Origin of the sequence: Porphyromonas sp. COT-239 OH1446 (assembly GCF_000768875.1) — a bacterium.
Lineage (GTDB): Bacteria > Bacteroidota > Bacteroidia > Bacteroidales > Porphyromonadaceae > Porphyromonas.
Window position 1 is genome coordinate 133,198 of record NZ_JRAO01000003.1, and the last position, 24,486, is coordinate 157,683.

The following is a 24,486-nucleotide window of genomic DNA, read 5'->3' on the forward strand; positions in this document are numbered from 1 at the left end:
ATGATGAGCAACGCAGGCCGTAGACAGACACTAGCCATACTGGCTGGTTTGGTCTTACTATGCCTGCCATCTGCTCTATGGGCTCTGCAGAAGAGCCTCGTGGATAGCCTCTCAAACCTCGACAGTCTCTCGAGGCTTACGACCATAGAGCGGATATTTGGCCCGGGTGGGGTCAAGTTTCGCCTACGAGGCAGTGCAGATCTCAGTGCATTCGTCAAGGATCGCGCCTCAAACAATCCGCTCTTGCCCCACAAGAGCAGGAGGAGTATAGGGCTTCACTTCGACGAGGCCATCAAAGCCAACCTACAGGCTTCGCTCGGGAAAAACCTAAACCTAAGCATAGGCTACAACACCTCGGCAACGCTCAAGCAAGACCAGCGGAGCCTCAAGCTAACCTACCAAGGCCGTGAGGGCGACCTCGTCCGACTGATCGAGGTCGGGGATTTGGCCTTTCGTCCGAGGAACTCGCTGATCAAGTTCGGCAGCAACCTCTTTGGTCTGCGGACACGCCTTGAGTATGGCGGTCTACAGCTGGATCTGATCGCTAGCCATCAACGCTCGCGGCAACGCACCCTCCGGACACAAGTAGACGGCGGAGGGGTACAGAAGAGCTTCGAGCTCTCGGCCTCGGACTTCGATCGTCGGAGGCATTACTTCCTCTCCAACTTCTTCCGACAGCACTATGAGGAGGCTCTTGCCCAACTACCACAGGTGCGCTCCCCCCTGCAAGTGCATCGCCTCGAGGTATGGGTCATCAGTCGAGGCACAAGCAGCGAGGGGGCGAGACAACTCCTCGCCTTTGCAGACCTTGCAGAGGAAGTACGAATACACAATCCACACATCCATCCCCTCGGGGCAAGCCTCCCTCACAACAGAGCGAATAGTCTCTACGAAAGGCTCTCCAAGATCATCGAGGGGCAGGCTAAGCTCTCCGAAGGGCAGCTCAGCGACTTCGCCCCAGGGCTCGACTATGAGCGCATCGAGGCGGCGAGACGACTTAGCCCTAATGAATATACCCTCAACCCCTCACTAGGCTACATTAGCCTTAGGCATAGGCTAGAGCCCAACGAGCTGCTTGCCGTGGCCTATGAGTACAGCTACGAGGACAAGCTCTACCAAGTGGGTGAACTGTCTGAGGGGGATCAGCACTTAGGCCCAAGGCCACTCATTGTCAAGCTCCTCAAGGGTAGCGATTCTCAGACAAACTCTCCCTACTGGCACTACATGATGCGCAATGTCTATGACCTAGGAGCTATGGGGGTAGAGGCCGAGGAGATAGAGCTCTCTCTACTCTATCGCTCGAGCACCTCGAGCTTAGCTCAGCCTTACCTTCCAGAAGAAGCACTGGCCAAGACCCCACTCCTGAGCCTCGTGAGGCTAGACTACATCGGGCAGCAGGGCTCGGGCCGAGCAGATGGCCGCTTCGATGCCGAGGAGGGGGTTACCCTACACGCAGCATGGGGGTTGCTCTACATTCCACTACTCGAACCCTTCGGCTCTTCGCTCACTAGGGTGCTCGGCTCAGAGAGCTTGGGGGCGAAGTATGCCTTCCCAGCCCTTTACACCGGGACACCCAAGGACGTCGCTGAGCAAATAGAGCGAGACCGCTTCGTCCTCTCAGGCAGAGCAAAGGGCAGGACCTCAGGCGTGATCCTACTACCACCACAGGCACGCCCCGGCAACGTGCAGGTATATGCCTCAGGGATTAAGCTCGTAGAGGGTAGCGACTACATCATTGACTACCTCAGCGGACAGATAGAGATCATCAACGCCCAAATCAAGCAGAGGCGAGAGGCCATCGAGGTATCGATCGATGAGGAGGATCAGCAGCAGCGTAGCACGATCCTCGGAGCGGATCTAAACCTCCAGCTAGGCCGCCCTCTCAGCCTCGGAGCTACACTCATGCACCTGAAGGAGCAAGCCCCCGAAGGACCAATTCCCCTAGGATCTAGGCCACTGAGCAACACCCTTTGGGGGCTCAACCTACACTACCAAGACGAAGCTCCCTGGCTCAAGGATGCACTCAACTGGCTACCGATCGCTCGGCAGACTGCCCCAGCTCGTGTGGCCCTCTCGGCCGAGTTTGCCCGTCTAGTGGTGGGTGAGGGTGCAGGGTCTGAGAGCTACATAGACGACTTCGACGCAACAACCTCTGGGATCAACCTCACCCACCCTAGTGCTTGGCGATTGGCCTCTAAGCCCTACAGCAAAGGGACAATCCCCTCCACAGACGAGCAGCTGCTCAGCTACAATTACGACCGTGCCTGGCTCTCGTGGTACAGCGTCGATCCGCTCCTGGGTCGAAGCCATGGAGGCCCAGCCTCCTCGCCCATTTTGCGAGATGCGGAGCAGCTGAGCAACCATTACGCTCGTCCAATAGAGATCCGAGAGCTATTCCCCCTTAGGGAGCGAGAGCTATCTGCCCCAGGCTATCTATCCACGCTCAACCTAAGCTATTATCCAAGAGAGAGAGGGCCCTACAACCTCTCCCTCGAGCGGATGCAACCCGATGGCTTACTCAGCCAAGCCGAGCAGAGCTGGGCAGGGATCATGCGACGCATCGATCAGTCAGACTTCGAGAGCTCGGGGGTTGAGTACCTGGAGTTTTGGCTGATGGATCCCTTCGTCTACAATAGAGAGAGCCGTGGGGGGGTGATGCTGCTCCACCTGGGGGAGATGTCGGAGGATGTCCTTAGAGACGGGATACTCTCCTACGAGAACGGATTTGCCTTAGAGGAGGACGAGGGGGAGACCTCGGGCGAGGGCTCTACACCCTGGGGACGGAAACCCTCGGCACAGAGCCAAAGAGGAGGCTTCGACCGAACGCCTCAGATCCGCTCGAGGCAGGATGTGGGGCTCGACGGCTTGACCTCCGCCGAGGAAGCCATCCACCCCACCTACCGCAGCTACATCGAACGGCTGCGTACACACCTCTCCCCGACCACACAAGAGCGTTGGCGACAAGAGGCACATAGCCCACTCAGAGACCCCGCAGGCGATGACTTCGCACATTACCTCTCCCCCAGGTACGATAGCCTGCGAACCCCCATCCTCGAGCGATATAAGTACTACAATGGTACGGAGGGGAACTCGCCCACGAGACAGGACAATCAGTCATTGATCTCCTCTGAAGAACCTGAAAGCGAAGACATTACTCTAGACAACACACTCAACCTCAGAGACCGCTACTACGAGTATCGTGTAGAGCTACGACCAGAGCTTATGCAGCCCAAGACAGGCTACATCGCAGGGGAGCGAGAGACCCGAGTGCAGCTGCCTAACGGCACGACGACCGAAGTTAAGTGGTATCTGTACCGCATACCTATACGCTCATACTCTACAACTATCGGAGGGGTTGAGGACTTCCGCTCAATGCGGATGCTGAGACTCGTCTTACAAGGCTTCGAGGAGCGGCAAGACCTACGCCTAGCAGAGTTTCGTCTCGTAAGGAGCTCCTGGCAGGTGTACGAGCGTTCGCTCTCAGGAGATCCAACACCCCTCTCGAGCCGTTTGGAGATGTATGCCGTAGGGCTCGAGGAGCACTTCGATCGCAGACCCATTAACTATGTCCTACCTCCTGATCAGCGGCGCAACATCCGTGCCAAGATGGGAGAAGCTGTCGAGCAAGACGAGCAAGCCCTAGCACTACGAGTAAAGCGACTATCAGGGGGAGAAACAAGGGCCGTCTATAGGCATCTCAACCAAGATCTAAGGCACTACAAATACCTCGAGCTACTCTCCCATGCAGAGCGACTGGCTGGGCGAAGCGCAGGCGAAGAAGGCGACCTAGAGCTCTTCGTCCGCCTGGGGGCAGATCATCAGCACAATTACTACGAGTATAGCATCCCGCTGCGCTTCACACCCGAGGGACAATACTCCTCTCTCTCTAGGTCTGACCGTGAGGCGGTGTGGCCTAAGGAGAATGTGCTGCGCATTCCCCTAGAGCGTCTCGTCGCCCTGAAGGGGCAGAGCGGACAAGGCTTGGTTTCCTCTGATGGGGAATACTCCACTCCCGACGCCGATCGACCTAACGCACGCATAAGACTCAGAGGCAATCCCTCTCTGGGCTTAGTTCGGGTCATCATGATTGGGCTACGCAACACCTCGACACAGGAGATCGGAGCAGAGGTCTGGGTCAATTCACTAAGTGCCAGCGGGGTGAAGGATGCGGGAGGCTGGGCAGCGAGGGCTAACCTATCCCTTGGCCTATCTGACCTAGGGCTAACGATGCTCAAGACAGAGCTCTCCAAGGCAGGATTCGGTGATCTAGAGACGAACTCTAGTATGGGGCAAAGCGAAGATCTGCAGCGAATCCAATCGACGACTACGCTCGATCTCGGCAAGCTCTTCCCCGCAAAGGCCAAGCTCACCATCCCTCTAGTTTATGAGATCGTCAGTGAGCACAGCCGTCCACAGTACGACCCGAGGAATAGCGACAGACTATTAGAGAAGACCCTAGAGGCCCAAGCGAACAAGGCCATGAGAGACTCTATCCTAACTGTGAATACTACCTCACTACTGAAGAAGAATATCCTCATCAACGGAGCTCGATGGGGCCTCTCAAGCTCCAGTCCTATGCCCTATGACCCGGCCAACATCACCCTCCACTATGTGAGCAATCACAGCTCCTACCGCTCTCCCAGCATCGCACGAGAGGAGCGATCGTACTGGCACATGGGGACGATCTACGAATATCTGCCCACCTTCGAGGGTCTGCGCCTCTTTCGTTCCCCAAGCAAGGGAGCATTCAAGGACTACCTCAGGCAGTACCGCTTGAAGCTATGGCCCGAGCGAGTGTACCTCAGCAGCCAGCTAGAGCGAACCTTCGAGGAGCGACATCTAAGGGGCAAGACGCTACAGATCAAAGAGCTACCAGGGAGCTACAGTCAGAGCTTCTTGTGGAGGAGGTCGATCATCGTATCGTGGCGGCCCGTGCCCCACGCCTCTGCGATGATCAGCATGAATACACATGCTCGTATCGACGAACCAGAGCCTGAGATCGATCGGCATCTACACCCTGACCCCGACACTTACTGGCGAGAGGAGGTGCTCAAGAGTATCGCTTCCATGGGCACACCGATCCGCTACCAACAGATGAGCAAGTTCACTTACAAACTGCCCCTCGAGACCTTGCGCCCTCTCAGATGGATAACGTGCGACGGTAGCTATACCGCACGCTATCGATGGGATCGTGGGGCAATGCTGCTCTCGAGCCGAACAGAGCTGCCCAATAGACTCAGCAACGAAGGGGAGCTGAGAATGCATATAAAGTTGAACTTCGCCTCTCTATACAACCTCTTCCCCGACCTACTGGCCCTAGAGGGCAGGGCGAACGAAGAGCACAAGTCCAACGACACGACGAAGCAGCTCAAACTCAGAGAGCGAGCCAAGCTCCTCGGGCTCATGCTACGAGAGTTGCAGCTCAGTTACTGGTCTACACGCTCGTCCCTCCTACCCTCCTTTGGGCCTCATGTAGGCTCGTGGGCGGGACAAGCCTCTACCCCCCTGGGCCTCGCCCCAGGCCTGGGCTATGCGCTGGGGTTTGCTGATGCAACCTTCTTCGACAAGGCGAGACAATCGGGCTGGCTTCGCCTTGAGGCGGATAGGGCTCAGCCTGCTGTCCTCACCCATTACAATAGATTCTATGTGAATGCACGCCTACGCCCTAGTCATCGGTTGCGCATCCACCTTTTCGGAGAACACAGGCATACCCATCGCTCAGAATATCTGTACTCCCAGGCTGGTCGGCTTGTGCAGCATACGGGCGAGATGATGATGACAACCATTGGCCTTGGGGGCATCTTCGAACGCCCTCGTGGAGAGAAGCACTACGCCAGCCAGACCTACACCCATCTGATGCAGCTCAAGCAATCCATCGAAGCCCGACACAAGGGGGGACGAAGCTCCCGCTCTATGACCCTCGCTCCAGCCTTCAGAGCAGCTTATGGGTTGCTTACCTCAGGGGAGGGTGTAGAACTCACAGCCCTACCCTCGGTGCTCTCCATGCTACCCAACTGGGAGATCAGCTACTCAGGGATCAAGAGAAAGCGATTGTGGGGTATCCCCATTCACGACCTTGTGATCCGACATGGCTACAAAGGGGTGTACCAGGTTAATCACTATAGAGTACCCGTAGGGGAACGAGTAGGAGAACCCTCGGTAGCAGACTATGATGTGGCCTCTGTCTCACTACTGGAGGAGCTATCTCCGCTGATAGGCTTCGAATTGAAATTCGACAAACGAACCTCCCTCAACTCTACATGGAAGCGACAGAGAGCACTCACACTAGACATGAACTCCATGAGACTGACTGAGATGCACGCCAATGAATGGGGAATAGCCTTCGACTATGCAACCCACGACATCGGGGCACTATGGGGGAAGAAGAGCAAGCCAGGAGAGGAGCGAGGGCTCAAGCTCTCGGTCAAGATCGGCCGCAAGTATAGCCTCGGGGTACTTCGAGACCTCAATACTGGGCGCAGCTATGCCATAGATGGCAACCAAGAGGATACCACCCGAATGGGTATCGAACTGGAGCTCCATCGTTACCTCAACATCAAGGGATTTTATGAATTCACGAAGTACGAACCACTCGTGAATACTCGAATGGATCTCAGCAAGAAGTTTACGAGGAATACTCGTGCACACTCTGGGTATCCGCTACGTATGAGGGAGTATGGTGTGAGCTTAGTCTTCAAGCTCGACATCTAAGAGGAGTGCTATGCACTCGAGAGTACCTGCCCTCCAGCTCACAGAATAGGCTCTCCCCAGGCTACAGATGACCTCTCGATAGGCTCGCAGGTGAGACCCAAATAGGATCTCCACTGAGGTCTAAGTAGGATCGCAGATGAGACTTAAGTAGGAGCTCCATCGAGGTCCAAGATAGGATTGCAATAGAGATATAAATGGCTGCGCAGGAAAGACTCAATGTCCCTTGCAAAGATCTACTCCAGATGCCTTATCGAGCTGATATTACCTCCAGTGCATTGGGCCGCCTCAGAGCTCGAGGGCGCAGAGGCAGAGAGGCAAAGCGTCGATTTCGCTATATTTGTAGCGACAATGATAAACAAGAGAAAGCTCCTCAAATGGGTCATCTTGACCCTCATATTGCTGCCCGTAGTCCTGGTACTCTTGGTGGCAGGCCTATTGTACATCCCTTACGTTCAGGATCAGGCTGTACGCTTAGCCTCCGACAAGCTCACAGAGCAAATCGGCATGCCTGTCAGCCTGGAGCGACTACGGCTTAGCTTCCCGCTTTCGGTGAGCATGCGCAATCTGAACGTAGTTGCCGCCCCCGAAGATACTCTGGCGCACCTGGGTTCTCTTCGCCTCTCCGTCTCTGCGATCCCCCTGCTGCGGGGTAGAGTCGTTTGCCCTCGGGCCGAGGTCGAGCAACTCCGCTTGCGCCTGGTAGACAGTGCGAGTTTGGGAAGCACACAGCTGCGCCTCGAGCGTCTGAGTGCCGATGACCTTCGGGTATTGCCCGACGAGGGACTTGTTCGCCTCTCTCGCTTTGCGCTTGAGGGTGGCTATGTGCATTATTATTCCGTAGCCCCATCCTCAACAGAGGAGGAGCTCCCCTCCATTCCCTGGCGTATCTTGGCCGAAGAGATCCAGCTCAGCGACACCTCGATCGAGATGCATCTGCCGCTGGACAGTCTCCAGCTCTCAACTTACGTTCGCTCTCTTAGTCTAGGACAGCTCCAGGCTGATCTCGAGCGAATGCACTTCGAGTTGGCAAGCCTCTCCCTAAGTGCTCCATCGCTTTGCTACAACACCCACGAAGCGGAGCGTCCAGTCGGTTACCTGGATCCTGGGGCTATAGAGCTAACGGGCATTTACCTTCAAGCTCAAGATATGATCTCTGAGGGCTCTCGGCTACAGCTTCACCTCTGCGGGGGGGAGGCCAAGGAGCGCAGTGGCCTTCACCTCAAGAACCTCTCGCTGCGGTATGCGCAGGACAGTCTCGGCATCAAGCTCGAGGATCTGAGCCTCGGCACAGAGCACTCCCAGCTCGAGGGCGAGGTGAGCCTGCCGTGGAGGGTCCTCGATCTAGATCCCGAGACTAAGCTGGGGATGCAGTTGCGAGGGCGTCTTGCCCTGGCCGATCTCATGGTCTTCTCCGCTGGGCGGCTAGAGGGGTTCGAGGGGGCAGAGCGTTGGCGTAGGTCGGCCTATTGGCGGAGAGCCTCGACACTCGACCTGGATCTCCAGGTCTCGGGTTCGCTCGCCACCCTGTCCCTGGATCGGGGGAGTATCCATTGGCCTAAGATCTTAGAGGCTTCGCTTGTGGGACAGCTTGAGCAGGTGCATCGCCCCGAGGAGACCTCGGGATTTGTGCAGCTGAGCCTCCATTCAGGCGAGTATCTGCCCACATTGGCCGAGCTATTTGCCCCCAAACTCTTCGAGAGCTACCGCCTGCCCGAGGATATGCGCATCGAGGGCCAGATCAAAGCCAAGCGAGGTGATTACAGCCTAGAGCTCTACGGCCAGGAGGATGAGGCGAGGATCGAACTCGAGGGGCATTACAAGGCCCAGGGACATCACTACGACGGGCGGGTCGAAATCGAGAAGCTAGATCTCAGACACTATATGCCGAGGGACTCGATCGGCCTGCTGGAGGGGAGTCTCGAGCTCAGTGGCCGAGGCATTGACCTCTTCGATACCCGAACGCAAGCGCAGCTACGGGGGCGCTTACGGCGGCTGCAATACGGACGGCTAGACCTGGACAGCATCTCGATCGACGGAGAGCTAGCCTCGGGGGCTCTCTCGCTCTCCGTCAATAGCAACAACGCTGGGCTAGACCTCGGCCTACAGATGGATGGCCTGCTTAGCGACGGATGGCTCTACAGTGGCATTGCCATCGATGGCAGAGAAATAGACCTGGGAGCTCTGGGCGGGGTGGATATGCCTATGGACGCTCGCTTTCGCCTCGAGGGGGAGCTGCGCAGCGATATGAAACAGGGGCATCAGTTCTCCGCTAGCCTCAGTGATGCACGTATGCACTGGGGCAGCGAGGCGATCTCCACCCAAGCGATCCTCTTCAAGGCCGAGACCTCGGCCAGGGGGGTATCGGCCCGTCTGAGCTCAGGAGAGCTGGAGGTGAAGATCCGCCTCGACAGAGGTCTCGATGCCCTCAGTCTTGACCTCGATCGGCTGAGTCTTCAGTGGCAGCCAGTCTTCTCTAGTCTAGTGGAAGGACGACCTAGCGAGGCTACACTCTCACAGCTCCTCTCAGAACTGCCCCCCATGCAGGCAAGCCTCAAGATGGGTCGGGAGCATGCCCTACGCCCTTACTTAGCTCGCCATCGCATTGCCCTTGCAGCCCTCGAGGGAGAGCTATCTACTGGTGCAGCCTCTGGGCTCTCTGGGTATCTGCATCTGAGCGATCTGCGTCTAGATACCCTACGCATCCGCTCTGCGAAGCTGGATCTCAGCACCCTAGAGCACCCCTGGCGCATGGGGCTGGATAGCCTTGCGAGTGAGCGAGCCCCTCGAGGAGGGCTAAGGGGCTCGCTCGCCCGAGGTCGAGCAAGTAGACCGATCATCGACCCCAGTGCACTTTGCCTACACCTCTATGTAGACAAGCCCTACTATCGAAATAGCAAGGCCTTCGTCGTCAAGAGTAACTTATACCTCAACCTCCAGCGTATGGAGCTCAGTGGCTCTATGACCGATGCCGACGAGCGGCCAATACACAGCCTATCGCTTGGAGCAGCCTGGCTCGGGGATCGGTATGCGCTTCGCCTGCTTGAGCCCAAGGTACGTCTGTCCTATCAAACTCTAGAGGCAAACCCTGACAACCTGATTGCCCTCAACAGGCAGAGTAAGACGCTCTCGGCCGATCTTAGCCTCAAGGGCCAGGGGGGGACATTCCTCTCCCTCAAGAGCAAAGATACCTCACCCGAGGTGCAAGATCTCAACCTCATCGTAAGGCAGCTCAGGCTACAGGATCTTCGAGAGCTCGGCCTCCCCGAGGTCAGTGGGATAGTCTATGCAGACCTGCGCTATCTACGCAGGGGAGACCTAGACCAGCAGCCAGCCATCACAGGGGATCTCTCTGTCTCGGAGCTCATCTATGAGGGCAAACCCCTCGGACACTTCAACTCCGCCCTCTTCTACGAGCCTCGCAACAACAGCTCTCACTACCTAACGGCCGAGGTCGGCTATTCGGGCGATCCGCTCCTCTCGCTCCATGCGATCTATTACCCCGATGAGGCTCATGAGCAGATCGAGGGGGACTTGACACTCGAACGCCTTCCGCTCGAGCTCGCCAATCCCTTCCTCTCCGCCTTCAAGCTTCACCTCGAGGGTAAGCTCGATGGCTCTCTCGCTCTCTCGGGCAAAGTCTCCGACCCACGCCTCAGTGGCACATTGACCTCAAGTGCAGGCTCGATCTACCTACAAGAGTATGCCACACGTCTACGCATGGACGACCGTCCTCTGCGCTTCGAGGGCACTCAGCTACACTTCGATCGCTATGCTTTGCGCTCTCAGGTGGACAGCCTCCACCCGATCTATATCGACGGCTCTGTTGAGGTATTGGGGGAGCGGATGGCAGAGACAGATCTCAGACTACAGGCTAAAGAGATCACTCTGCTAGACGAACGAGAACCTCGAGGGGGCGACCAGCTCCTCTACGGCCGTTTGCTCGCCAGTGCGGACATGACGCTCAAGGGAGCAGCCGAAGCCTTGGAGGTGCGAGGGGGGCTTACCCTGCTGAGTGGAACGAACTGCACCTACATCTTCCGCGAGGGTCTACTGCAGGAGGAGAATAGGCTCGATGACCTCGTGCGATTCGTCGATCTGACCGATACCCTCTTTGCCGAGAAGGTACAGGAAGTGAAGAACCTCGGGGGGCTGGATGTCCGCCTCGGGATAGATATTGACCCGACAGTGCGCTTCGGTGTAGATCTGGGGGCTGCAGGTCGAGACTACATGCGCATCCAGGGCGGGGGCAATCTACAGCTCAGCATCCCTCCCTATGGCGATATGCGCTTGGTGGGCAGGTACAACATGAGTGGAGGTGGGGAGCTGCGCTACACGATGCCTCTGATCGGTACACGTACCTTCTCAATCGATCCCTCGGGTTACCTCAGCTGGAATGGAGAGATGAGCAATCCCTATGTCTACTTCTCGGCCTCGCAGCGGGTCAAGTCTACCGTAACAGAGGCTGGAGGGAGAACTCAGCGGGTGAACTTCCTCGTCGGCATCCGAGCAGAGGATCATGTTGAGCGAATTAACCTGAGCTTTGACCTCTCCGCTCCAGAGAACCTCAGCGTGCAGAATAGCCTCTTGGCGATGTCGCAGGAAGAGCGAGGCAAGCAGGCCATTGGACTGCTAGCCACGGGGGTTTACCTAGCAGATGGAGGAGCAGGGGCAAAATTCAACTTCGACAATGCCCTAAGTGCCCTCCTACAGTCGCAGATCAATAAGGCCGCAGGCGATCTGCTCCAGGGGACAGATCTGAACCTAGGCCTAGAGCACTCTGACGGCAGCGATGGGGGCATGCGCTATACGAACTATATCTATAGCTTCTCTCGACGCTTCTACAACGACCGCCTGCGCATCGTCGTCGGAGGCAAGGTACAGAGTGGGCAGGAGGCCTCGAATGCCCAGCAGCAGTTCATCGACAATATCGCTGTCGAATATCAGCTAGACAAGGCTGGGCATCAGCATCTGCGTCTCTACCACAAGCGCATCACCGACGACATCCTCGAGGGTGAATACTCTGAGACAGGTGTCGGCTACATCCTGCGTCGCAAGCTCCGTACATTGGCCGATCTGTGGCCCTGGAGAAGGCGTAGTACCCGCACGACTAGCGAACAATCAACCGAAGAAGATTAAGGAACAACTATGCAACAGATACAACTAAGACTCAGCCCCGAGGAAGCATCTTCGGATGCCATCATCCGCAAATATGCGGCTCGCCACCTGCGCATGAGCATCGACGAGATCAGCTCTATACAGATCAGACGCCGCAGTGTCGATGCCCGCCAGAGGAATATCTTCATCAACCTTGGTGTCGATGTCTATGGCCCTGGAGAGAAACCACAGGAGGATGACTTCTCCGACCTCGTCTATGGCGATGTCTCCTCCGCTCCTGAGGCTGTCGTTGTAGGGGCAGGCCCTTGTGGCCTCTTCGCAGCTCTACGCCTGGTGGAGCTAGGTGTCCGCCCCATAGTCGTCGAGCGTGGGGAGGAGGTCATGTCGAGACGTCGCACGCTGTCTCAGATACACAAGACTGGGCTCGTAGATGCGGAGAGCAACTACAGCTATGGGGAGGGCGGTGCTGGGGCTTTCTCAGATGGTAAGCTCTATACTCGCAGCAAGAAGCGTGGCAGTGTCGAGAAGGTGCTTCGCCTGTTCTGTAAGTATGGGGCTGACCCGAAGATCCTCATTGATGCTCATCCGCACATAGGGACGGATAAGCTGCCCAAGATCATCAAGCAGATCCGAGAGCAGATCATCTCCTCTGGCGGAGAGGTACACTTCAATACCCGTATGGATCGCCTCCTGATCGAGCATGGTCGGGTGTGCGGCATCGAGACCTCTACGGGCAAATGTCTGCACGGGCCAGTACTGCTGGCCACGGGCCACTCGGCTCGGGATGTCTACGAGCATCTACATGCGGAGAGCGTTCTCTTGGAGGCTAAGCCCATCGCCGTTGGAGTACGCCTCGAACATCCTCAGAGCCTCATCGATCAGATCCGCTACCATAACCCCATGGGTCGAGGGCAATACCTACCGCCTGCCGAATACGTCTACAAGGCTCAAGTAGAGGGACGAGGGGTGTATAGCTTCTGCATGTGCCCTGGGGGCTTCGTCGTGCCTGCCTCCACAGCCCCCGAGCAAACAGTGGTCAATGGGATGTCCCCAGCCAATAGAGGTTCGAAGTGGGCGAACTCGGGTATGGTCGTAGAGCTCCATCCACAAGATATTGCCCGTACAGACATAGCGGTTGATGATCCTCATTCACCCCTGGCCTTGATGCACTGGTGTGAGCACTTCGAACGCAAGAGCTACGAAGCTGCTGAGCGAAGCCTACGTGCCCCAGCGCAGAGGCTCACCGACTTTGTTGCCTCTCGACCCTCGTCTTCACTACCCAGTACCTCATACAATATAGGTCTGACCTCGAGCAATCTCTGTGAATGGATGCCTGACTACATCACGACGCGTCTGAGGGAGGGTTTTAGGGCCTTCGACCGTATGACCCCAGGCTTCATGACGGAGGAGGCGCAACTGATCGGGGTGGAGAGCCGAACCTCTGCGCCCGTACGCATCCCCCGAGATACGGAGAGCTACCAACACCTAACCCTTGAGGGGCTCTACCCTGCGGGTGAAGGGGCTGGCTATGCTGGTGGCATCGTCTCGGCAGCTATCGATGGGGAGAATGCCGCTACGGCCCTCGCTGCTACGCTCCTCGGCTAATTTGTCTCAGGGATCAGCCTTCTCCCATCCAAGAGACTGCCTCTAGTCCATGGGAGCAGCCCTCTGCCTCATCGGGGAGGGGTATCCGATCCCCATCACGACAAATCCCCCGATAGGGGCTCAGTTGAGCCCCTATCGGGGGATTTGTTTCTACTCTACCAACCCCTCTATTGCATCCTTTATAGCTCTCTTCCGGTCCTATCTATACCACACCTGAGTCCCTACTTAAACCTCAATTGAAGTCCTACTTATACTTCACCAGAGATCCTATTTGGGTCTCACCTGCGAGCCTACTTAGACCTCTATCGAAGTCCTACTTAACCCTCGACTGAGCTTCTATAAACGGCTTAGCCAACATAGATCCTTCAACGTTCTCCTGCACACAGCCTCCTTTAGAGATGAGAGGGCTTCGCTCCAAGCCTCGATTGTCGTACCTTTGCAGGCACAGATCAAGAGAGCCATCATGACCTCATTCGGATACAAATTATTGCTCTGCATCGGGCTGCTCAGCCTCGGGAGCTGCAGCCCTACTCGCTACGTAGGCCAGGGAGAGCGTCTGCTCACCCAGGTACGCCTCACGCAGGCTAGGGAGGGGGAGCTGCATCTCGACGAATATACCAGCTACATTGCCCAGCAGCCAAATCATAGGCTCTTCGGGCTCTTCAACTGGAGCTTAGGGATATACAATCTGAGCGATCTGAAGAGCAATAGCTTCATCAATAGAAACCTCAGACGCCTGGGTAGCCCTCCCGTCATACTCAACCCCGAGGAGGCTGAGTATAGCCGCCTCAATCTAACTACAGCCCTCTACAATGCAGGCTACCTCAATGCCAAAGTCTCCCTCTCCATCGACACGCTGAGGGATAAACGGGCCAGCCTCACCTATCACCTCGACCCAGGAGAGCCGTTCCTTATTTCTCGGGCCTATCAGAGCATCGCCTCGCAAGAGATGGACAGCCTCATCCATCCGACAGACACCCTTGCAGCCAAGCGTCTCAGCAGTCGCGAACGCTATGCCAGTCTATTAGACTCGGGGGTGAGGTTCTCCCCCAACCTGCTCGAGGCCGAGCGTCGTCGTCTCGTGCTCATCCTACGCAATCGAGGCTATTGGGGGCTTAGAGAGGATCATATTCGCTTCGAGGTCGATACCCTCGAGAGGCAAGAAGTTTGGGTGCACACCCGTCTAGACAGCCTCGTGCCCGCCTATCGTATTGCTTCGGTGCGACTGCTGCATGGCGGGGTGCAGCCTAGAGATCCGGGGGTAGACTCACTCACTGGCCAAGGGATCTCGATCTACGTTCCCCGAGAGCGTTACCTCAAGCCCCAGGCTCTGCTCAATCGGCTTTGGGTGCTCCCTGGACAGCTATACAGCCAAGAGTATAACCAGCGAACCTACTCGGCACTCTCAGACCTTGGGGCTCTCAGAGATATCAATATCCGCTTTGTCTCAGACTCCCTCTCCTCCGAGGGGGAGCGGCTGCTTCATTGTGAGATCAGCACGGGGGCGGAGCGCAGCAAAGAGTTCACTATCGACGCCGTCGGGACACATTCCTCGGGCAATCTTGGGGCGATCAGCTCGCTAACCTTCAAGCACAATAACCTCTTCTCCGCAGCCGAAGAGCTAACCCTAGTGGCCCGTGTGGGGTATGAGAACTTAAGGCAGGAGCGAAACGACCATCTGAGCTATGGTTTCGAGAGCTCGATACGCTTCCCCCGTGCCCTCACACCCTTTGGGCTCAAGGGGATAAAGGCCCTTCGACAGATGAGGGTCTCGACGGATCTGCGCCTAAGCTACGACTACAATCGCCGTCCAGAGTTCAACCGCAACCTCCTCTCTGCCTCTTTGGGCTATACCCTACAGCGTTATGGCGGCTCGGCCTCACGCCACCAACTCAAGCTGCTGGAGGTTGATTATATGCACTTCGGCTATATTGACGAGGCCTTCCGCAACTCGATGCCTATCATTACGCAGCTCTTGCACTATCGGGATCAGTTCGTCGTCGGGGCGGCCTATACCTTCAACTACAATTCGCAGAAGGACTACCGCTACCTTTGGTCTCGGACCTCTCACGACCTCCGCCTGCATGTACAGTCCGCAGGGGCTCTGCTCTATGGACTCTCTCGACTGATGGGGAGTGGACAGGACAAATATGGGGCTTATTCACTGCTCAAGACGAACTTCGCCCAGTTCGTCAAGGGTGAGTTTGACTACAGCATCCTGCATCGCCTCTCGGCCCGCAGGGCATGGGCTGGACACATTGCTCTCGGAGCCATCCTCCCCTATGGCAACTCTCACATCCTACCGATCGACCTACGCTACTTCGCCGGTGGAGCAAATAGCATCCGAGGCTGGAGCGTGCGCAGCCTCGGGCCAGGGAGCGTACCACTGGATCAGCAGCAGTCTATCTTCGATCGTGTGGGCGATCTCAAACTCGAGCTCAGTGCAGAATACAGGGCCCGGGTTACTCGGTCAATAGAGCTCGCCCTCTTTGCCGATGCGGGGAATATCTGGACGCTGAGGCGATACGAAAACCAACCCCAAGGCGAGTTTCGCTTCGACCGCTTCTACAAAGAGATTGCTCTCTCGGCAGGGATGGGTCTGAGGTGGGACTTTGACTTCTTCCTCCTGCGCTTCGACACCGGGCTCAAGATCCATTCGCCTCAGGAGCACAGAGACCGCCGTTGGGTCTTGGGCTATAAACCTTTAGGCGATCTACTCTCCTTCCACTTTGCTCTAGGATATCCTTTCTAGCATCATATCTCAAGTATTCGGGGCAATGGAGAGAAGGCATATAGCCCACTCCATTTAGACAAAGCTAGGACACAGCTTGATTGGCGAGAAAACTATATCTTTGTGTCTGTCTAGTACCTTGTAGCTATGATCCAAGGAACAGATGTATTTATCCAGGTTTAAGGCCTACTTCTATTTTATATTCACCTGACAACAACCGTATATTACCACGAGGATTTCGCTAATATGCAGGACATCAACATACATGGGGCTAAGGTGCACAATCTTAAAAATATTGATGCACACATCCCTCGCCATTCGCTCACAGTGCTTACCGGACTGAGTGGAAGTGGGAAGTCTTCTCTTGCCTTCGATACGATATTCGCAGAGGGGCAGCGTCGTTATATCGAGACCTTTAGCTCCTATGCTCGTAGCTTCCTCGGCGGAGGGATGGAGCGACCCGATGTAGAGGAGATCAGCGGCTTAGCTCCTGTGATCTCGATAGATCAGAAGACGACAAATCGCAACCCTCGCTCCACAGTCGGGACGGTAACAGAGATCTATGACTTCTTTCGCCTGCTCTACGCTCGTGCAGGCACAGCCATATCATATGCTTCGAAGTTACCCATGGTACGCTACAGCGAAGCACAGATCCTTGATCTCCTGCTCGAGCAATACGATCAGAGGCGAGTGCTCCTGCTTGCCCCCGTAGTGCGCCAGCGCAAGGGGCATTACAAGGAGCTCTTCGAGAAACTTCGCAAGAAGGGCTATTTACACGTACGTATCGATGGCCAAATGCGAGAGATCGTCTATGGCATGAAGCTCGACCGCTACCGAATGCACAGCGTAGAGGTACAGACCGACAAGCTACAGATCTCAGCAAACAAACGAGATCGCATCGCCTCGAGCCTCAGACTGGCTATGAAGGAGGGCGACGGCATCGTCATGGTAATGGATGCAGAGAGCGGACGGATCAGCTACTACAGTCGCAACCTCATGTGTCCAAAGACAGGCATATCCTACCCCGATCCTGCGCCACATAACTTCTCCTTCAACTCTCCCAATGGCTATTGTCCTCGCTGCCGAGGCATTGGCAGCGTCAATATCCCCGACATCGAGGCCATCATCCCCGACCCCAAGCTCAGCGTGTACAAGGGAGGGATCATCCCCCTGGGTAAGCACAAGAAGACGCTACTCTTTCGTAAGATCGAAGCTCTCTTTGAGCGTCATGAGGCTGACATCAAAGCCCCTATCGAGAGTCTGCCCGAGGGGCTCATCGGTGAGCTGCTCGAAGGGACAGAAGAGCCTCTAATGATAGACACCAAGGAGTTTTATGGCCTAGGAGAGATGAGCCTGCCCTATGAGGGGCTTGGGGCTTATCTTGAGGAGCTTAGTGGAGAGGAGTGGGACTATAACGCCAAGAAATGGGCACAGCAGTACATGAAGGCGGAGACTTGCCCTGAATGCGATGGGACACGCCTCTCTCAGGAAGCCCTGCATTACTTAATCGATGGCAAGCATATTGGCCATGTCGGGGCGATGGAGCTCTCAGCCCTCGGATCTTGGCTCGAGGGGCTTGAGGAACGTATAGAGCCCGAGCAGCGCATTATCGCCCGCGAGATCCTCAAAGAAATTCGTACTCGCCTGAGCTTCCTCCTAGATGTAGGCCTGGGCTACCTCTCCCTCTCTCGCTCGGCCGATACCCTCTCAGGAGGAGAGAGCCAGCGCATTCGCCTAGCCACACAGATCGGGACTCAACTGGTCGAGGTGTTATACATCCTTGACGAGCCAAGTATTGGCCTACACCAGAGGGACAATATGCGCCTTATCCGTTCGCTCAAGAAGCTCAGAGATCTTGGCAATACTGTCATTGTCGTAGAGCACGACCGTGATATGATGCTCGAGGCCGATCATATCATCGATATGGGCCCAGGGGCAGGTCGTCTCGGCGGCAGAGTGGTCTTCGAGGGAAGTGCGGAGGAGATGCTCCATGCGGGCACCTTGACAGCCAAGTATCTCACAGGAAAATGCGCCATCACACCTCCAGAAACACGCCGCCCAGGCAATGGGTTACAACTCTCTATTGAAGGAGCTAGCGGGCACAATCTCAAAGACCTCAGTGTAACCATCGACCTAGGTACTCTGACTTGCATCACTGGGGTCTCAGGTAGTGGCAAGAGTACGCTGATCAACAAGACCCTCTACCCTGCTCTGAGCCAACGGCTCTACCGCTCCCTCGAAGATCCTCTACCCGTAAAGGCTATTCATGGTCTAGAGCACCTCGACAAGGTGATCTCCGTAGATCAATCGCCCATTGGCCGCACGCCTCGAAGCAATCCCGCTACTTATACGGGGGTCTTTACTGATATTCGCAATTTATTCGTCGGGCTAGCAGAGAGCAAGATGCGTGGTTATAAGCCAGGACGCTTCTCCTTCAATGTATCGGGTGGGAGGTGTGAGATCTGCCGAGGCAATGGCTACAAGACGATCGAGATGAACTTCTTGCCCGATGTTCTAGCCCCTTGTGAAGGATGCCACGGCAAGCGTTACAATAGGGAGACCCTGGAGGTTCGCTTCAAAGGCCAGTCCATTGCCGACGTGCTAGATATGACGATCAACCGAGCAGTCGAGTTTTTTGAGCACGTCCCTCATATCCTCAAGAAGCTCCTAGTCCTGCAAGAGGTGGGGCTGGGTTACCTTACCCTCGGCCAGCCCTCTACGACTCTCTCAGGGGGAGAGAGCCAACGGATCAAGCTCGCCTCTGAACTCGCTAAGCGAGATACAGGGCGCACACTATACATCCTAGACGAGCCTACTACTGGACTTCACTTCGAGGATATACGAGTGCTCATGGGCATCCTCAACCGGCTTGTAGACCGAGGTAATACTGTACTCGTGATCGAGCACAACCTCGATGTAGTCAAGTGTGCCGACAGAGTGATCGAGATTGGCCCAGACGGAGGCAACGAGGGAGGGCAATTGATCTACTCAGGAGTACCCGAGGGGCTATGTCAGTGCCCCGATAGCCCTACAGCCCAGTATCTCAAGGCTGAGCTTGAGCGTACCTACACCACGACCCATACCCATAAAACAACATAATACCGACACTAAATTATGACGATCGAGAGCCGTTTATCTAACAAGATCTGTCCCGAGCACATGACCATCGAGGAGTGGCAAGTTGCCCTGAGACAGGAGCATGCACGAGACGCAAACTTCTCAGTTGAGCACCTGGACAATAACCGCATCTGGGGGGACTATCTGGTCAGCAGCTCGACAGGCAGATACCGTATTGCCTTCCGGGGTGTGCGTAGCGATCGCAACTTCTGTTCCTGCCTAGACTTCCGTACCAATGGCCTAGGTACTTGCAAGCACCTCGAGGCGGTGTCCCTCTACCTGCAAACGCATGTCCCAGGCTACCCCTGGGCAGGAATGACCTACAACCCACCCTACAGCTCTATCTACGTCAGCTACAAAGGCGGACGAAGTGTGCGCATGCGTGTCGGCGAGCAGCATGTAGAGCAATACCTCCAACTGCGCAGACAATACTTCGACGAGCAAGGTGTACTGCCTGAGCACAACTATATCCACCTCTCAGAGATCTGCCGCAGGGCCAGTGCCATATCCTCGGACTTCCGGTGCTACGAGGATGTGCAGGGCTATGTCTCAGAGCGAGTAGCCGTCCTACGCTGCCGGCACGAGCTCGAGACTACACATCCAGAAAGATCAATTCCTTGGAATAGAATAAGTCCCAACCCTTCTTTAGAGAGCATTGAACGACTACTTTATAACCTCAGCTACCGAGGCTACGGCCTCATCGTCGGACGTAGGCACCCCGTCTTCATCCATCTGATCGCTCGGCTCATCGAGGAGACCTACCTCGGTGAGGAGGAGATCTCCCCTGGTTATGTCATTGTTGAGACCGATGTAGAGGTACACCAATGGCAGTCTATCTTCGCTGGCTATGAGGAGCTACAGCAGCTACCGATCTCGGTACTCTCGGCCGAGCACTTCGTTCAGATCTCGAGCAGTGATCACCCTACTTGCTCCTTCATCTATGTGGACAATGCCGATCCACTGAAGGAATGGAAGAACCCCGTCTCTCTCGCTGTCAAGCGCATAGCCATTCGACATTTATACATGCGTATCGAGACGATGCGCAAGCTGACACCCGTCCAGCTGTCCTCCATCCTACAGCATATCAATCCCTTTGTGATAGGGCCCTTCTACAAGTTTATCCACACCTATCGCCCCCTATTCCCCCTGTATGACGATGGGAGCAATATCCCTGAGGAGCTACAGCGCTTCACCTTCTTGTGCATCACCCTGCATAGGGATATTGATCTCTCAGCCCTAAGCCTCTCGGAGACTCTGCCCACGCAACAAAGTGGCAGCCTCTCGGCTGGACAGGAGAAGATCGATCAGCTGCTCCGCCTACTGGTCGAAGTCCTCACTGACGAAGCAGCCACGGAGGCTCTACGCCAACGCCTAGCTCATCTGTAGACCTTGGCCTGATTTTTTATATGATCCCTGTATTTACCCTATGCACCTCTTCCCCAACGAAGACTATCCCAACGAACTCAATGCTGCCCAAAGAGCGGCAGTAGAATACAACGATGGTCCTGCCCTAGTAATTGCGGGGGCAGGCAGTGGCAAGACCCGTGTCTTGGTCTATAAGATCCTGCACCTCATACGCCTAGGCTACGACCCCTCGAGGCTGATGGCCCTCACTTTCACGAACAAGGCTGCTCGGGAGATGCGCCAGCGCATCGAGCTCATCATCGGTCCTGCAGCCCGAAGACTTAGGATGGGGACTTTCCACTCGATCTTCCTCAGCATCCTTAGGCAGCATGCCTCGCTCTTGGGCTACTCTCCGTCATTCTCAGTCTATAATAGCTCGGATAGTAAAAATCGTATCAAGGCCATTATCAAGCAAATGTCTCTAGACGACAAGGTCTATAAGCCTAATGCTGTCGCTGGGGCTATCTCTCGGGCGAAGAATAGACTCATCTCGCCCGAGGCCTACCGAGCTAATGTCGAATACCTCCGCCTGGATGCCAAGGCGGGGCTAGGAAGGCTGTGGGAGATCTATGCTCGCTATACCCAGGAGCTCAAGCAGAGCAATGCTATGGACTTTGATGACTTACTCTTCGAGATCAATATCCTCCTGCGCAATCATCCTGATGTACTAGCCTACTGGCAGGGACAAATCGACTACCTGCTCATTGACGAGTATCAAGACACGAACTTCGCTCAGTATATGATCGCTCGGCAGCTGATGCAGGAGCGAGGTAATATCTTCGTCGTGGGCGATGATGCCCAAAGCATATATTCTTTCCGAGGGGCTAACTTGGACAATATCCTCCGATTTAGGGAGACCTTTGCAGGGGCAAAGATTTTCAAGCTAGAGCAGAACTATCGCTCCTCACAGACCATCGTGCAGGCAGCTGGGGCACTGATCCAGCATAATAAACACCAGATACCCAAGGAGGTATTCTCCCTAGGCGAGGTAGGCGAAGCCATTGAGCTGCATGAAGCCTTCTCGGGCGATATGGAGGCCTCGTGGGTGTGCAAGCGCATTGATGATCTACGCCGACAGACTGGGGCGACCTATGACCAATTCGCTGTACTGTACCGAACGAATGTACAGAGCCGTACCCTCGAGCAGGTCTTTCGTCGGACGGGCATCCCCTTTCGCATCTATGGTGGCCGATCGTTCTTCGACCACAAGGAGATCATGGATGTCGTAGCCTATATGCGCCTAGTGGTCAATCCCAACGACGAGGAGGCCCTGCTCAGGGTCATCAACTACCCTCGTCGAGGCATTGGCGAGACAACCATGGCGAAGCTACGTCAGCAGGCCTTCGAAGTCGGTAAACCTCTGATGGAGGTGCTCCAAGAGCTGGAGCTCTACGAACTGGGGATCTCTCGAGCCACACAGAGCAAGCTCTCGGGCTTTGCCGCACTGATCACTGAACTGCGAGGCCTGAGCGAGAGCACAGCGGACTTCTACGAGGGGATGCAGCTGATGATCTCCCGCACAGGCATCCCCGTAGATCTGATGAGCGACACCTCTCTCGAGGGGAAGTCTCGTCAAGAGAACATCAAAGAGATGCTCTCGGGGATCGAGGAATATAGCCGCAATGCCCAGGAGCAGGGACAAGAGCCTAGCCTAGAGGCATACCTGAGCGAAATCGCCCTGCTCACGGATCAAGACAAAAAGGAGCATCATACCGAGACTGGAGTTACCCTGATGACCATACATGCGGCCAAGGGATTGGAATTTAAGCATGTCTTCATCGTAGGTCTCGAAGAGATGCTCTTCCCCTCGATACTGAGTGTAGAGTCGGAGAAGGACTTGGAGGAGGAGCGGCGGCTCTTCTATGTAGCCATTACAAGAGCCGAGAAGACTTGCCACTTGGGCTATGCGAGACAACGATTTCGCAACGGGCGAACGGAGAATACCCAACCCAGTCGCTTCCTCAGAGAGCTCCCCCCTGCACTGCTCAAGCGCAACTCGGCCTCGATAGACACCATGGTCGAGTTCGAGCGAAGTGGATGGAGGCAACAGCGTGGCTATGGCCGAGATCAAATGGCCTCGGAGCTACCCCAGCACTTCACCTCACAGAGCTTCCTCCCCCCTAGCCCCACGGGAGGTAAGCGCAGACACATCGGCCGCAGGGTAGCGGGCGAGGATGCCGAGCCAGAGGTAAGCCACGAGCGTATCGGAGACCTACGTGTAGGAGGACGGGTACGCCATCGGATCTTCGGCGATGGACAGATCACGGCCCTAGAGGGTCTAGGAGACAATGCCAAGGCCATCGTAGCCTTTGACAAAGTAGGCAGCAAGAAGCTCTTGATACAGTTTGCTCGCCTTGAGCCCCTTGACTAAGCCAATAGGGGTTAAGGCCAGGGTAGAAATGAGGCCAGGGCAAAGTCCTTCACCCGCTGATGCGCTGCCCCCAAGGCATCATAGACCTCTCGGCTGGTGGGCACAAGCGGCAGACGCAGGATGTTGTGCCGAATGACACCCATCTGATAGAGCAAGGCCTTGATGCCCGAGGGATTGCCATTGGCAAAAAGCTGGGCATTAGTCTCTCGAAGGGCTGTCATGATCATATCTGCCTCGTTATACTCACCCTGCATGGCTAGATGGATTAAGTGGGAGAAGAGGCGTGGATAGGCATTCCCCACAACGGAAATGACCCCTCGGGCTCCATTTTGCATGAAAGACACCGACAGTGCATCGTCGCCCGAGAGGACTACGAAGCCATCACCTAGGCCTGCCTGCACGACCTGCTCGGCTTGCATGACATAACCAGAGGCCTCCTTGACCCCAACGATATTATGACAGCTCTTGGCCAGGCGTATGATCGTCTCGGGCATCATATTAACCCCGACACGACCAGGCACGTTGTAGAGGATGATCGGCAGACGAGAGCGTTCGGAGATATGGCAGAAGTGCTGGAAGAGCCCCTCCTGCGTAGGTTTGTTGTAGTAAGGCACGACAGAGAGGAAGCCATCTATCCCCTCGGTGGGGGCTTCGGCAAATCGCTTGCCAAGCTCGAGGGTGTCATTGCCCCCGAGACCTACCAGGATGGGGCAACGCCCCGCAACCTGCTCTACGACTACTCGGGTAACCTCGTTGCGTTCGTCTCGGGTCAGGCAGGGCGACTCGCCCGTCGTACCGTGCACGACGACGAAGTCTGCTGCGCCATCCATGAGGACGTGCTCTAGAAGAGAACGCAGGCTCTCATAATCAATGCCTCTATCGGGGGTGAAGGGCGTTACCAGGGCAACGCCCATGCCTGTGAATTTGTGGGCTGTACGTATCATGCTCATTCGTGGGATAAGTGTCTAGTGAAAGCCTCCCTAGGGCTCAAGGAGGAGGATGAGCCAGGCGGGGGCAACCCTTGCTCTAGCAAAAGTATTTTTTTTCATCCAGTATATCAAGTAAACGAAGCAAAGCCTGCAAGAGAAGGCTTACTTCCTCATACCATCGCCCAGGCCTTTGATCGAGCTCTCGATAGGATCGCAACAGAGACCCAAGTAGGATCGCACTGGAGGCTCAAGTAGGAGCTCAATAGAGATCTAAGTAGGGCCTCGATGGAGACTCAAGTAGGAGCACAAAAGGATATTCAGTTAGAAATCCTCGGATATATAAGTAGCAGCGAAAAATCTTGTAAGTTGGTAGACTAAAGAGAGACAACTTAGCAGATTACAGAAATATAACTAGGAGCTCCGTCGAGGCATCAAATAGGGGCGTAGGAGGGGGCAGTGGAGCTTCTATTGAGGTCTATATTAGAACTCTCCATCCCCCTAGA

The 24,486-nt window shown here is 55.7% G+C and carries 8 protein-coding genes; 7 read left to right on the forward strand and 1 reads right to left on the reverse strand.

The genetic code is table 11. From position 1 onward, the window contains the following. The 7 genes from sprA to HQ37_RS00690 all read left to right on the forward strand — a co-directional run bounded on the left by sprA (position 1) and on the right by HQ37_RS00690 (position 23,054). Entirely contained in the window at positions 1-6,711 is a 6,711-nt protein-coding gene (sprA, locus tag HQ37_RS00660) for a cell surface protein SprA (protein WP_036878850.1), read from the forward strand. A gap of 348 nt (positions 6,712-7,059) precedes the next feature. After that, the gene (locus HQ37_RS00665; RefSeq protein WP_160215054.1) at positions 7,060-11,847 is read left to right on the forward strand and encodes a translocation/assembly module TamB domain-containing protein; all 4,788 of its coding nucleotides are present in this window, start codon (positions 7,060-7,062) and stop codon (positions 11,845-11,847) included. Positions 11,848-11,856: 9 nt separating this feature from the next. Then, positions 11,857-13,431, forward strand: a complete 1,575-nt coding sequence (locus tag HQ37_RS00670; RefSeq protein ID WP_036878860.1) for an NAD(P)/FAD-dependent oxidoreductase — start codon at positions 11,857-11,859, stop codon at positions 13,429-13,431. Positions 13,432-13,894: 463 nt separating this feature from the next. Next, positions 13,895-16,183, forward strand: a complete 2,289-nt coding sequence (locus HQ37_RS00675; RefSeq protein WP_036878972.1) for a BamA/TamA family outer membrane protein — start codon at positions 13,895-13,897, stop codon at positions 16,181-16,183. Between the two features lie 225 nt (positions 16,184-16,408). Further along, the gene (uvrA, locus tag HQ37_RS00680) at positions 16,409-19,261 is read left to right on the forward strand and encodes an excinuclease ABC subunit UvrA (RefSeq protein ID WP_036878862.1); all 2,853 of its coding nucleotides are present in this window, start codon (positions 16,409-16,411) and stop codon (positions 19,259-19,261) included. Positions 19,262-19,276: 15 nt separating this feature from the next. Continuing rightward, complete coding sequence (locus tag HQ37_RS00685) at positions 19,277-20,665, forward strand: SWIM zinc finger domain protein (protein ID WP_036878864.1); 1,389 nt, start codon at positions 19,277-19,279, stop codon at positions 20,663-20,665. Positions 20,666-20,705: 40 nt separating this feature from the next. Beyond that, entirely contained in the window at positions 20,706-23,054 is a 2,349-nt protein-coding gene (locus HQ37_RS00690) for an ATP-dependent helicase (RefSeq protein WP_036878866.1), read from the forward strand. An 11-nt stretch (positions 23,055-23,065) separates the two neighbouring features. On the opposite strand, the gene dapA is transcribed toward HQ37_RS00690, so the two are convergent. After that, positions 23,066-23,998 (reverse strand): 4-hydroxy-tetrahydrodipicolinate synthase, encoded by a 933-nt coding sequence (dapA, locus tag HQ37_RS00695; RefSeq protein WP_036878975.1) that lies wholly within the window; start codon positions 23,996-23,998, stop codon positions 23,066-23,068. Positions 23,999-24,486 lie beyond the last annotated feature (488 nt).

Excerpts from the sequence above, each read along its gene's own strand:
- HQ37_RS00685 (WP_036878864.1), top strand. The coding sequence starts at position 19,277 with ATGACGATCGAGAGCCGTTTATCTAACAAGATCTGTCCCGAGCACATG.
- uvrA (WP_036878862.1), top strand. The coding sequence starts at position 16,409 with ATGCAGGACATCAACATACATGGGGCTAAGGTGCACAATCTTAAAAAT.
- HQ37_RS00665 (WP_160215054.1), top strand. The coding sequence starts at position 7,060 with ATGATAAACAAGAGAAAGCTCCTCAAATGGGTCATCTTGACCCTCATA.
- sprA (WP_036878850.1), top strand. The coding sequence starts at position 1 with ATGATGAGCAACGCAGGCCGTAGACAGACACTAGCCATACTGGCTGGT.
- HQ37_RS00670 (WP_036878860.1), top strand. The coding sequence starts at position 11,857 with ATGCAACAGATACAACTAAGACTCAGCCCCGAGGAAGCATCTTCGGAT.
- HQ37_RS00690 (WP_036878866.1), top strand. The coding sequence starts at position 20,706 with ATGCACCTCTTCCCCAACGAAGACTATCCCAACGAACTCAATGCTGCC.
- dapA (WP_036878975.1), bottom strand. The coding sequence starts at position 23,998 with ATGATACGTACAGCCCACAAATTCACAGGCATGGGCGTTGCCCTGGTA.
- HQ37_RS00675 (WP_036878972.1), top strand. The coding sequence starts at position 13,895 with ATGACCTCATTCGGATACAAATTATTGCTCTGCATCGGGCTGCTCAGC.